Here is an 11,644-nt window from a genome sequence, read left to right on the forward strand (position 1 = left end):
ATCTCCTCTTATTTTCTAATATTTTTCTCTCTCTGGATTGTCTTCAACTTTTCCGGAGTGACGTCGCTTCCTTCCGGATCGATCACTTTCGTATTTTCGACCTGGGATTTGAATGACTGCCGGAAAGCCTTCAAATATTCCTGGCGTAATTCTTTCTGCTCTGCCGCTTCTTCTGAAGTCAGCACAGCTTCCTTCTTCTTTCTCGCAAGTTCATTTATGCGATCAAGTTTGCGTTTTTCGAGCATAAGCCTCAACCCTTTCTTAATATAATTTAACACAAAAAAAAGTATGAGACCATTCTCATACTTAAATATTTACTCCACCATGGTGACCGTCTTCAATCCACTCCCGTAATCCTCTTCCGTCAGCATCTTCTCTTCCACGAGCCCATCGATATCCTCCGGTGTGTTCGTATGCTGTTCGACTGCCATGATTTCATTGTGTACCTCTTTTGTATATAAATCATCGGAATATGCGTTCTTGTCGTCGTCGTTGAACATGATGTATATCGTCCCCACCATCACCACTGCCATGAATAACAGGACGAAACCTTTCACTTCGTTGAACATCACCATTTCCTCCTCGAACATTTGTTTGTATACAAATATTATCAGAACAAGCGTTCTAGGTCAACCATTTTACGAACAAATGTTTGTAACGCCTGTCCATATATGGTATCATTGTTATAAATAAAGGGCCGGAGGTAATGTTATGAAAGATTTAAGCGACAGACAGAAACAGATTTTTCAATTTATAAAGAGAACAGTACAGGATAAAGGTTATCCGCCGAGTGTCAGGGAAATCGGAAATGCCGTTGGCCTGCAGTCGAGCTCGACGGTACACGGCCATATGGCAAAGCTTGAAGACAAAGGTTACATCAAACGGGACCCCACCAAACCGCGGGCGATTGAAATAGTACAGGTGGAAAACCAGTCGCATACTCCTGTGATCCAGGTTCCCGTCCTGGGTAAAGTCACTGCCGGGCTGCCTATTACGGCAGTTGAGAATGTGGATGAGTACTTCCCTTTGCCCGAACATTTCACTGCCAACCATAACAGTGAAATCTTCCTTCTCAACGTCGAGGGGGACAGTATGGTGGACGCCGGCATTTTTGACGGCGACCGGGTCATCGTCCGCAAACAGAACATCGCACATAACGGCGATATCATCGTTGCGATGACCGAAGATGACGAGGCGACGGTCAAACGCTTCTATAAAGAAAAAGGCTATTACCGTCTGCAGCCGGAAAATCAAACGATGGATCCGATTTACCTGGACAGTGTCACGGTACTTGGAAAAGTCGTCGGTCTTTTCAGGGAATTCTGATGCAGCATCCAATAGTAAAATCCGCCGGGGCCCGGCGGATTTTACTTTTCTATATAATTTTCGGTGTAGTACGGTATCTCTTCAGCACTGTATCCCACCCCGATGCCCACGTGGGTGTACGAGTCGTTCAAAGTGTTGACGCGGTGCTCTTTTGAATTCATCAGGCTATGGTGTGAAAAGATCGGAGAAGTATGACCCATCGCAATATTTTCACCGGCCTGCCTGAACCGGAATTCCTCTTCCAGTATACGGTCTTTTAAAGTACCGCCATCTGGAGAGTCATGGGAGAAATATATGTTTTCCGCCATGTCATCACTGTGCTTCCTTGCTGCAGCGCCGGTGCCCCCATGCAATTCTAGAGGCCGGGCGCCGTATCGAAGGCGTGCTGCATTGATCAGATGATAGTTCATCATTTCATTATCCATGACTGACGGGTGATTATACATGCCGTTGCCGCCCTTCATTTCCGATGCCTTGGCAACAAGCAGCCCGTTCACTTTATCCGCCTCGTGTAAATCGTAAAAGAAGTAGACATATATATCATCTATTTTAAATACATCGTATTCATCATTCTCCACAATCAGGTGTTTTGCGCCCTTATCCACTGTTCTGATGGGAGTTCCATATACATCATGGATGCTGGCCCGGTCCATGCCCTCCATATTGATGGAATTGACGGTGACTTCGTCATTATTGGTGTATAGACCGGTGATCATCCCGTCATTCACCAGCACCATATGAAATATCCCATTATTGATGATATTGAAATCACCTTGAAATTCACTGCCGAGCGTCACCGCAATATCTTCCGCTTCCGCAGTGAAGGGGTCGCCGATGTCATATTCGACAGAATATGACTGTGTACTGTTGACCTGCTCTATTTTAGAAGTATCATAATTAGGCAGGATGTACATGTTCAGCCATTCGGTGGCATAATCCCGGTGCAGCCCTTCCCTCATATCATAGGATGCGGCCGCCGGATGCATAAAGAACACGAACATTGTCATCACCATCAGATATATCAGTTTTTTAAACACGACATCACCCGTCTCACTGCTAAGAATTTATCGAGAAAATCAACTTATCTTTGGAACATACCTTATACCTGCACTGCTTCAGGAAATTTCGACGAGCAGATTATCTATCAACCTTGCCCTTTCGTACTGGAGGGCTATGAATATAATGATATCCGTTTCAATACGATCGACAGGATCCAGATCGGGATAACTGAATATTTGAAGATCGTCGACCTTCCCCGAAGTATGAGCATCAATGTAATTTTTAATTCCCCGGATGACGGCCCCTGCATCTTTTTCACCATCATGTATGATTTCTTGACCCAATTTCAAGCCTTTGTATACTTGGGGGGCTTCGGATACTTCCTGATCACTCAAGTTCGTATTCCGGCTGCTTTTGGCAAGACCGCTGGCATGCCTTTCAGTTTTAACAGGCAGTATTTCCACATCATGATTGAAGTCCTCCACCATCCGCTGGATGATCATCAGCTGCTGCCTGTCTTTTTCACCGAATGCCGCATAATCCGGTCTGATGACATTGAAAAGCTTATTGACGACTGTAACGACCCCTTCGAAGTGGCCAGGGCGCTTCAAGCCGTCCAGCACATCGGCCATGCTCTTCAGTGAGATGTCGAGTTCAGGTTCACGCGGATACATTTCTTCCGTCGCGGGGTGGAAAACATAATCCACACCCGCTTCCCTGCATATTTCAAGGTCACGCTCAAGGTCGCGTGGATAATTGTCGAAGTCCTCATCCGGTCCGAACTGCAATGGATTGACGAAGATGCTCACCACTACGGTATCACCATGCTTCCCTGCTTCCTCCACCAGTTTCATATGTCCACTGTGCAGTGCACCCATCGTGGGTACGAGAGCAATACTGCCGGTATCCTCACTCTTTAAGAACTTCCTGATCTCACTGATATTACCTGTCGTCTTCATCCTCATACACCTTCTTTTTATAAGTTGTATGTTCATCCGGAAATGATTTGCTTTTCACTTCGGAAACATATGCTTTTATGGCTTTGATGCCAATGCCGTCAAAATCCCCATACTGTTTAACAAATCTCGGCGGTCTGCCTGTGCCGTATTTGAGCACATCATGGTAAACAAGCACCTGGCCGTCCGTGCCGACACCCGCACCAATCCCGATCAGCGGCATTTCCACCGCACCGGCAGCTTTTTCTGCAAGATCGGCCGGTATCGCTTCAAGCACCGTCATCACCACACCAAGTGATTGGAACACTTCAAGTGTCCCGATGAGTTCTTCCGCCTCTTCTTTTGAAGAGGCCTGCATTTTGAAGCCGGTGATGCCGACCGACTGGGGGGTAAGGCCGAGATGCCCCACCACAGGGATGCCGGCATCGACGAGTCGATGCACAAAGTACTGCAGGTGTGCACCTTCGATCTTCACTGCATTTGCCCCGCTCTCCTGATACAGCCTGATGGCATTTCCAACTGCCTCCTCATGGCTCACATGGTAAGTCCCGAATGGCATATCCACCACGATATATGTATCCGGTGCACCGCGTCTCACCGCTTTGGTATGATGGATCATATCATCGAGCGTCACTTCAACCGTGGAATTGTAGCCAAGCACCGTCATCCCGAGCGAGTCCCCGACCAGGATCATATCCACACCGGCAGCTTCAGCCTGAAGTGCACCCGGATAATCATATGCAGTCAGCATCGTGATTTTTTCATCATTTTTCTTCATCTCAATAAAATCCATTGTCGACTTCATTAATTTTCCTCCTGAGAGATCTTTAAGTTATAATTATCTTACCACATTATACTATTTTAATAGGAGGTATCCGTGATGAAAATTGCCTGCATAGGGATCGGCGCCGTCGGCAGCATCATCGCAAGGGAATTGAAGGTGACGACGCTTCATGTCGATTTATACTCCAGGACGGGAAGCGCCAGCTTCACAGTTTATGAAAATGATGAATACACTACATATGAATATCCTGTAGACCCGGTAGATGAAGCACGGAACAAAGTATATGACATCATCTTCATTGCCGCAAAAGCCACCGCCTTGAAATATTTGAGGGAAATCATTCCGGAAATGTCACATGACGGTACAGAAGTCGTCCTGTGTCAGAACGGCATGGGGTACGATCACTGGTTTGAAAACGGCGTGCCGAGTGTGGTTTATATCAGCGGCCAGAAAAAAGAGGATCATATAGAGCATTTCAGGGACAGTAGATTGATCATCCAGAATGAAAAATACCGATACATTGATTCTCTTATAAAGCTGATTGAAGCAGAGGAAGACATCCGCCTTGAAATCTTAAAAGTGAATGATTTTGAAAAGCTGAGATATGAAAAGCTGCTCATCAACCTCGGTGTCAACACCATGACTGCCCTCTCCCAGAATACCGCCCGGATCTTCCAGGATGCGGACGTGGTGGCCCTCACCCGCAGGCTGCTGAAGGAAGGGCAGGCTGTCATCAACCGCAGATCCCATGTCATCAGTGATGATTTCATCGACGAATCGGTCAAACTGTTCAAAAGCTACCCGGACCATATGGGTACAAGCATGTATTATGACGTTATGAATGAAACGGTGACGGAGTATGCGTTCATACAGAAATACTTCTATGATAATAAGGGAAAACTCGATACACCCGTGCTTGATGTGATATATACTTTGTTGAAGGGCTATGCCATCGGCAGGGAAAAGAGTTAAAGACCGCATCTGCCAGGCAGATGCGGTCTTCAATATTATGTGCCGCAAAAAGTGTTCCGGATCATCTCTTCTTCACCGGGCGGTCGCTTATAGTATTCATCGTGTGAATCATCGAATGGTGTCTGCAGCACTTCTATCAGTTTTTTGGTTTTGGAAAGATCATCGGTCTTCTCAGCGTAGAATAAGGCCTCTTCCACCAGATGGTTGCGCGGGATCACGGCGGGATTGGTGTTGACCATCAGCACGCGGGCATCTTCGATCGTCTGGTCTTTTTCCTGAAGCGCCGATTCCCATCTGACAAGCCACCCACGAAGCTTTTCCTCATCTTCCACTTTGATGCTTTCAATATTGCCGAGTGACAGCGCCCTGAATGTGGAAGTATAATCCAGCGCCTCTTCTTCCAATATTTCAAGCAGATCGAGGACCAGCGCCACATCGCTCTCTTCCGGCGCCGGTATGCCTATTTTATTGACCATGTCCGCCAGCCAGTACGCCTGGTACAGATCCTTGTAGTTATCCAGCTTCTCCTGAGCGATTTCTATCGCCTTCTCCTGCTCTTCATGGAGCAGCGGCAGTAGCGTTTCAGCGAACTTGGCCAGATTCCACTGCGCGATGCCCGGCTGATTCCTGAATTGGTACCTGCCTTGGACATCGATCGAACTATACACCGTTGTTGGATCGTAATAATCCATGAATGCACATGGTCCGTAATCGATGGTCTCACCGCTGATTGCCATATTATCCGTATTCATCACACCATGGATGAATCCGATCGATTGCCATTTCGCAATCAGATAGCTCTGAGCATGGACGACAGCTTCCAAAAACAGCTCGTATTTATTCTCTTTCTCCGTAAAGTCCGGATAATGACGTTCAATTGCATAATCGGCAAGCTCTTTTGCAGCAACTTCACTTTCAATGATCGCATACTGGAAAGTGCCCGCTCTTAAATGACTGCTTGCGATTCTGGTCAGTACGGCACTTTTTTGTGTCGTCTCCCTTATGACGGTATCACCCGTGAGTGTGACTGCGAGGCTCCGCGTCGTAGGGATTCCGAGCGCATGCATCGCCTCACTGATCACATACTCCCGTAGCATGGGGCCGAGCGGGGCGCGTCCGTCCCCCGACCGGGAGTATTTCGTCCGCCCGGAGCCTTTCAGTTGTATATCATATCTCTGATCATTGCAGACATGCTCCCCGAGCAGTACTGCCCGGCCATCACCAAGCTGTGTGAAGTTTCCGAACTGGTGCCCGGCGTATGCCATCGCAATCGGTGTCTCTCCAGCGATTGCGTTACCGGACAGCACCCCCGCACCTTCGGGTGAATGGAGTGCCGATGCCTCCAATCCGAGGCTCAAAGCAAGCCCGGTGTTGAACAATACTATTTCAGGGCTGCTGGATTTTTCAGGTTCTGTTTCTGTATAAAAGTGCGGTGTCAACTGCTTATAGGTCGTTTCAAAATTGAAACCGAACGTCATTGTCTCATCTCCATTCCAAATTCATATTAATTCTTCCAAAGCCATATGCAGTGCATAGATGACATGTTCCATGACCAATCCGCCTTGTACAAAAACGGTATATGGCGCTCTGATGGGGCCGTCTGCACTCAATTCGAGGGAAGCGCCCTGGACAAAGGTGCCAGCGGCCATGATGACCGGGCTCTGATAACCTGGAATGAGGTCCGGGACCGGCATGAATTTCGCATTGACCGGACTGGCCTTCTGGATCATCTGTGTGAATTTGATCATCTCTTCCTCGCTGTTGAAGCTGACCGTCTGGATGAGGTCCGTCCTTTTATCCCCCGGAAGCGGATCGGTTGCCATACCGAGCCTGCCAAGTACATGGCTCGTTAAAACAGCGCCGTTCAGACTCTCCATGACAGCATGCGGGGCCATATAAAAACCCTGGAACATATCAGTCAGTACATTGAGGCTCGCCCCCATCTCCTTGCCGATGCCCGGCACCGTCAGCCGGTAGCTCACCCGCTCGACGAGGTCTGTCCGCCCCGCAATATAGCCGCCCATCTTGGCGATCCCGCCGCCGGGATTCTTGATCAGGCTGCCGGCAATGATGTCCGCACCCGCCTCAAGCGGTTCCTTCTCTTCAACAAACTCCCCGTAACAGTTGTCCACAAATATGATGAGGTCCGGATGCTTTTCCTTGATTGAACGGCAGACCGTTTCAATTTCATCGATCGACGTCGAACGTCTCAAAGAATAGCCTCTGGAACGCTGGATGCCTATCACTTTCGTCCTGTCATTGATGGCGTCCATTATCCCTTCAATATCGAAAGTCCCGTCCTTCAAATCCACCTCCCCGTAAGACACGCCTTCTTCATGAAGGCTGCCGATGTCATCTTTGCTGCGCCCCACCACTTTTTCAAGTGTGTCATAGGGTGTGCCCGTGATATAAAGCAGTTCATCACCTTTCCTCAACAGCGATAAGAGCACCAGGCTGATTGCATGGGTGCCTGAGATGATCTGGCTTCTGACGAGTGCATCTTCAGCCTTGAAGACATCCCGGTAGATATACTCGAGTTTGTCACGGCCGATGTCATTGTAGCCGTATCCCGTCGTTCCTGAGAAATCCGTATCGGTCACTTCATTGTCGAGAAAAGCCTGCATCACTTTTGAAAAATTTTTGTATCCCAATTTTTTATTTTCTTTAATGATCGGTTCGATCTCTTCCAGAGATGCTTCAATCAAATTTCTTACTGCCAATGTCGTCACTGCCTACAATCCTTTCAATCCATCCACCTTCCGGTGAATAGCCGTATACTTTCAATGCACCTGTTTCTTCATCAGTGCGCGTACCTTCAACAATCGTTGCGTTCTTCAAAGAATAATATAAATGTGAGTTTTCCGCAGCCAACTCGACTTCATACTTTTCAAAATGCTGCTTCATGAAATCTTCCAGGTGCTGATTCAGTTCGTTCTGCGCTGTATTTTTCGATACATGCACAGCATGTTCATCAGTGACCAGATTTTCATAATGGTTCAAATCGGTCTTATTGAAATATATGATCTGTGGAATATCCGTCATATCGAGGTCCTTCATCAACTTTTTGACAGTATCATAATGCGCCATGATATCGTCTGCATTGTTATCGATGACATGAATGATGAAATCACTGTCCCCGGCTTCTTCGAGTGTCGACTTGAAGCTTTCCACCAGAGTGGTCGGCAGGTTTTGAATGAACCCGACGGTGTCAGTCACTATACAGTTGAAGCCGGCAGGTGTCGTCAGCTGCCTCGTCTTTGGGTCGAGGGTGGCGAACAGCTTGTCTTCCTCAAGCGCATCGCTGTCCGCCATGATATTGAACAGAGTGGATTTGCCGGCATTCGTATAACCGATCAGCGATACTTTGACAGCCTGATTTTTTCTTCTCTGCTCCCGATACCTCTCCCGGTGGTTGATGATCGTCTGCAGCTGATTTTTGATTTCCTTGATGCGTGTGTTGATATGGCGCCTGTCCGTCTCAAGCTTGGTTTCACCGGGGCCTCTTGTACCTATCCCGGCGCCCAGCCTGGATAAATTGATGCCTTGGCCTTTGAGCCGTGGCACCAGGTATTCGAGCTGGGCCAGCTCAACCTGCAGCTGTCCGGCCTTACTGTGGGCCCTCAGACTGAATATATCGAGGATGACCTGGGTCCGGTCTATGACTTTCGTGTCCAGTACAGATTCAATCTTCCGGTTCTGGCTCGCCGTGATTTCATCGTTGATGATGCAATAGTCCATCTCATCCCCGTTCTCTTCTGCCACCGACTCCAGGAATCCGATGCCGACATAGCTTTTCGGATCGATTGCATTCCTGTTTTGTATATATGAACCTGTCACTTCAATGCCGCTCGAAATCGCCAGGCTCTTCAACTCCTCCACTTCAGAATGGATATCTTTTACATCGAACGTATTGACTGCGATGATGATGCCTTTAAGATTCTCTGCCATGAAATCGGGCCACCTCCAACAATTGATTTCGTCTCGGATAAATGTTTAAATCTATAGTGTTTAGTGTACTTATTATATATATGGAATAATCGTTTTTAATTCAGAAAGGGGCGCTTCAAGTGAAAACACATATATATGACTTGAAGTTTAAAGGTGCGGATGGTCAGGAACATTTCATGAAAGACTATGAAGGAAAAGTCGTGCTGATCATCAATCTTCCGGCAGAGCCCGAGTATACGGAACAGCTGGCTGATCTTGATCATTTGTACCTTAAATATAAGGAAGTCGGTTTCAATGTACTCGGTTTTCCTTCCGATGACTTCAACAGGAGGATACCTGTTCCAAATCCTCTGGCCGGCAATAAAGAAAGAAGCACTTACGTCCCGGCTTTCCCTCTCATGGAGACCGTCCACGTCAGCGGCGAGGATGTCCACCCGCTGTTCCAGTATCTCACTGAAGGCAAGTCTGCACTTTTCACCAATAAAGTGAAATGGGACTATACGAAATTCATCATTTCCCGTGAAGGACGGGTCGTTTCCAGACACTCACCCCGGGTTCCCGTTTCACAGCTTGAAGAGGAAATCCAGCAGCTGCTCAGCGGCTAAAGATAAAACCCACCCAAAATTGGATGGGTTTTATTATTTTACAAAAGTGCTGATCGCATGCTTGTAGATCATATGACTCTTGCCGCCGGACTCCACTTTTATCACATATTTATCAAAATCCTTGATCTTGCCTTTCATCTGATAACCATTCTGCAAAATCACCGTGACTTCCAAATCCGCATCTTTGATGCCGTTCAAAAATTCGTCCTGAAGATTTAAGTTGTTCATAGTCTCGTGCCCCTTTTCATGATCTTAAAAATTGAGTCAAATCATTGAAGATTCTCTCTTTGCTCATTTCATCCTCCATGTCATACCAGTTGACTTCCAGCTGGTTTCTGAAGAATGTCAGCTGTCTCTTTGCAAATTGACGTGTATTCTGCTTGATCGTCTCCTTCACTTCCTGTAAAGAGGCATGGCCTTCGAAGTAAGGGATGAATTCCTTATACCCTATTGCGCCTTTGGCCGTCGTCGATAAATTGTGTTCCAAGTATAATTTTTCGGCTTCAGCGGCAATCCCCATCTCAAACATCTCTTCAACTCTCCGGTTGATCCTATCGTATAATATGGAACGTTCACGTTCCAATCCTATTATAAATGTATCATATTTAGGCGTGTGTTGATAGTCAGAGTCCTTAGCGGCCGGCCGCTGGCTGATCCTCTCGGACAGTTCAAATTTGATGAGCTGCCTGAGTATCCTCTGCCTGTTATTCGGATGGACGCCTGAGGCAAGGTCTTCGGATATGTCCTTCAGCCGGCCGTACAGTATGGTGGTGCTCAATTTATCGAGCTTCTGCATCAATTCACGTTTATCTTCATCGTCTTCATCATGGAAATCATAATCATATATGAGGGCGCGTATATAATGGCCGGTGCCACCGACGATGAAAGGGATTTTCTCATCTTCGTGATACGTATCTATCAGATCATCAACTTCGAGTTTGAAATCATGAACGGAAAAACTCTCGCCGGTTTTTTTAATGTCAATCATATGGTGGACGACACCCCTCGTTTCCTCCGGTCTGATCTTACCCGTTAAAATATCCATATGCTGATACACCTGCATTGAATCACCACTGATGATATCCAGATCGAAATTTTCAGCTATGTCAAGCGACAGTTCGGTTTTACCGACTGCCGTAGGACCGATCAGCACGATTAATTTTTCATTGGTCGACATGTGACATCACCCATTCCAAAAGTTTTTGATATACTTGTTCCCTGTTTTTTTCATGCAGCACTTCATGACGGCTCTTTTCATATAACTGAACTGTCACGGAATCCGTGTGCCGGGCCATTTTCTTCCCCAGTGCACGGACGTCTTCTCCAAAACCGGAAAACGGGTCTTCCTTTCCACCGATCAGTAAAACCGGAATATCCGGCTGATAACGCTCCAGGATCCCGGCACCGTCCACAACCCTTATATTCTTCACTATTTCAGCCAGTGCATTGAAGGTCATATTATGTCCGCAAAACCGGTCTGCGTTGAAATCCCGGACGACTTCCATATCACTGCACAACCAGCGGTTATGTGCCTTTTCAGGAAAATGGCCATCATACCCGAAAAAGGCGAGCCTCGTCAGACAGTCACCCCTGACTTCCGGTATGAAATGCTTTGCCCCGTTCATCAGCCGTGATAAAAGTGCGTTTGATAAGCCTTTTTTACTGCCGGTGCCGATGATGATCCCCCCGTCATATACCGATTCGGCAAGGAGGCGCCGGGCTGCAATCGACCCCATCGAGTGACCGGTTATGAAGGTCTTCAAATGTTCGGGTATGAGTGTCCTGACCATCAGGGCATCTTCTGTAAGGTCATCGAAGCTTGCGAAATGACCCGGATTTTCAGCTTCAGCTCCATGGCCCCTGTGGTCATGGATGATGACTAAAATATCATTGGCCATCAGCCATGTGCAAAACTCGTCATACCTGCCCATATGTTCCGCCATGCCATGAAGTATCTGCACCGCCACCACCGGTGCTGCCGGCCTGAACAGTTTCGCTGTAATCCTGTAATCTCCATTGTAAACTTCCTCATAATAAATCAATCCGGCCTTCCC

14 protein-coding genes are annotated in these 11,644 nt (G+C 47.3%); 3 read left to right on the plus strand and 11 right to left on the minus strand.

The features are described 5' to 3' along the window. Positions 1 to 8 precede the first annotated feature (8 nt). Both BUA12_RS03095 and BUA12_RS03100 read right to left on the minus strand, forming a co-directional pair. Positions 9 to 245: a DUF896 domain-containing protein gene (locus BUA12_RS03095; protein WP_072708183.1), complete on the minus strand. Its 237-nt coding sequence runs from the start codon at positions 243 to 245 to the stop codon at positions 9 to 11. Positions 246 to 314: 69 nt separating this feature from the next. Further along, the gene (locus BUA12_RS03100) at positions 315 to 569 is read right to left on the minus strand and encodes a hypothetical protein (protein WP_072708185.1); all 255 of its coding nucleotides are present in this window, start codon (positions 567 to 569) and stop codon (positions 315 to 317) included. A 142-nt stretch (positions 570 to 711) separates the two neighbouring features. Between BUA12_RS03100 and lexA the strand changes: the two genes are divergently transcribed. Further along, positions 712 to 1,326 (plus strand): transcriptional repressor LexA, encoded by a 615-nt coding sequence (gene lexA, locus BUA12_RS03105; protein ID WP_072708187.1) that lies wholly within the window; start codon positions 712 to 714, stop codon positions 1,324 to 1,326. A 41-nt stretch (positions 1,327 to 1,367) separates the two neighbouring features. On the opposite strand, the gene BUA12_RS03110 is transcribed toward lexA, so the two are convergent. The 3 genes from BUA12_RS03110 to panB form a co-directional block, all read right to left on the minus strand. Then, on the minus strand, positions 1,368 to 2,363 hold the full coding sequence (locus BUA12_RS03110) for a CAP domain-containing protein (protein WP_072708189.1): 996 nt from the start codon (positions 2,361 to 2,363) through the stop codon (positions 1,368 to 1,370). A 78-nt stretch (positions 2,364 to 2,441) separates the two neighbouring features. After that, a complete protein-coding gene (gene panC / locus BUA12_RS03115; RefSeq protein WP_072708190.1) occupies positions 2,442 to 3,284 on the minus strand; it encodes a pantoate--beta-alanine ligase in 843 nt (280 codons plus the stop codon). Continuing rightward, positions 3,268 to 4,086 (minus strand): 3-methyl-2-oxobutanoate hydroxymethyltransferase, encoded by an 819-nt coding sequence (gene panB, locus BUA12_RS03120; RefSeq protein ID WP_072708192.1) that lies wholly within the window; start codon positions 4,084 to 4,086, stop codon positions 3,268 to 3,270. The genes panC and panB overlap by 17 nt, the downstream gene beginning before the upstream one ends. Positions 4,087 to 4,161: 75 nt before the next feature. On the opposite strand from panB, the gene BUA12_RS03125 reads away from it, so the two are divergent. Further along, positions 4,162 to 5,037 (plus strand): ketopantoate reductase C-terminal domain-containing protein, encoded by an 876-nt coding sequence (locus tag BUA12_RS03125; RefSeq protein WP_072708194.1) that lies wholly within the window; start codon positions 4,162 to 4,164, stop codon positions 5,035 to 5,037. Positions 5,038 to 5,072: 35 nt separating this feature from the next. Here the strand turns inward: BUA12_RS03125 and BUA12_RS03130 are convergent, their stop codons facing one another. From BUA12_RS03130 to hflX, 3 genes are read right to left on the minus strand one after another with little or no spacing between them, the layout of a single operon-like run. After that, positions 5,073 to 6,515 (minus strand): protein adenylyltransferase SelO, encoded by a 1,443-nt coding sequence (locus BUA12_RS03130; RefSeq protein ID WP_072708195.1) that lies wholly within the window; start codon positions 6,513 to 6,515, stop codon positions 5,073 to 5,075. 21 nt (positions 6,516 to 6,536) lie between these two features. Continuing rightward, positions 6,537 to 7,757, minus strand: a complete 1,221-nt coding sequence (locus tag BUA12_RS03135; protein ID WP_072708197.1) for a methionine gamma-lyase family protein — start codon at positions 7,755 to 7,757, stop codon at positions 6,537 to 6,539. Then, positions 7,735 to 8,985, minus strand: a complete 1,251-nt coding sequence (hflX, locus tag BUA12_RS03140; RefSeq protein ID WP_072708199.1) for a GTPase HflX — start codon at positions 8,983 to 8,985, stop codon at positions 7,735 to 7,737. The genes BUA12_RS03135 and hflX overlap by 23 nt, the downstream gene beginning before the upstream one ends. A 119-nt stretch (positions 8,986 to 9,104) precedes the next feature. On the opposite strand from hflX, the gene BUA12_RS03145 reads away from it, so the two are divergent. Then, positions 9,105 to 9,590 carry a glutathione peroxidase gene (locus tag BUA12_RS03145; RefSeq protein ID WP_084669869.1) on the plus strand — a complete coding sequence of 162 codons (486 nt, stop codon included), beginning with the start codon at positions 9,105 to 9,107 and terminating at the stop codon, positions 9,588 to 9,590. A 33-nt stretch (positions 9,591 to 9,623) separates the two neighbouring features. Here the strand turns inward: BUA12_RS03145 and hfq are convergent, their stop codons facing one another. The 3 genes from hfq to BUA12_RS03160 are packed head-to-tail and all read right to left on the minus strand — an operon-like array spanning position 9,624 to position 11,632. Next, on the minus strand, positions 9,624 to 9,818 hold the full coding sequence (hfq, locus tag BUA12_RS03150) for an RNA chaperone Hfq (RefSeq protein WP_072708200.1): 195 nt from the start codon (positions 9,816 to 9,818) through the stop codon (positions 9,624 to 9,626). Between the two features lie 16 nt (positions 9,819 to 9,834). Then, positions 9,835 to 10,767 (minus strand): tRNA (adenosine(37)-N6)-dimethylallyltransferase MiaA, encoded by a 933-nt coding sequence (gene miaA, locus BUA12_RS03155; RefSeq protein WP_072708202.1) that lies wholly within the window; start codon positions 10,765 to 10,767, stop codon positions 9,835 to 9,837. Beyond that, positions 10,754 to 11,632 (minus strand): alpha/beta fold hydrolase, encoded by an 879-nt coding sequence (locus BUA12_RS03160; protein WP_072708204.1) that lies wholly within the window; start codon positions 11,630 to 11,632, stop codon positions 10,754 to 10,756. Before BUA12_RS03160 ends, miaA begins: the two co-directional genes overlap by 14 nt. Positions 11,633 to 11,644 lie beyond the last annotated feature (12 nt).

Source organism: Lacicoccus alkaliphilus DSM 16010 (assembly GCF_900142805.1).
GTDB lineage: Bacteria > Bacillota > Bacilli > Staphylococcales > Salinicoccaceae > Lacicoccus > Lacicoccus alkaliphilus.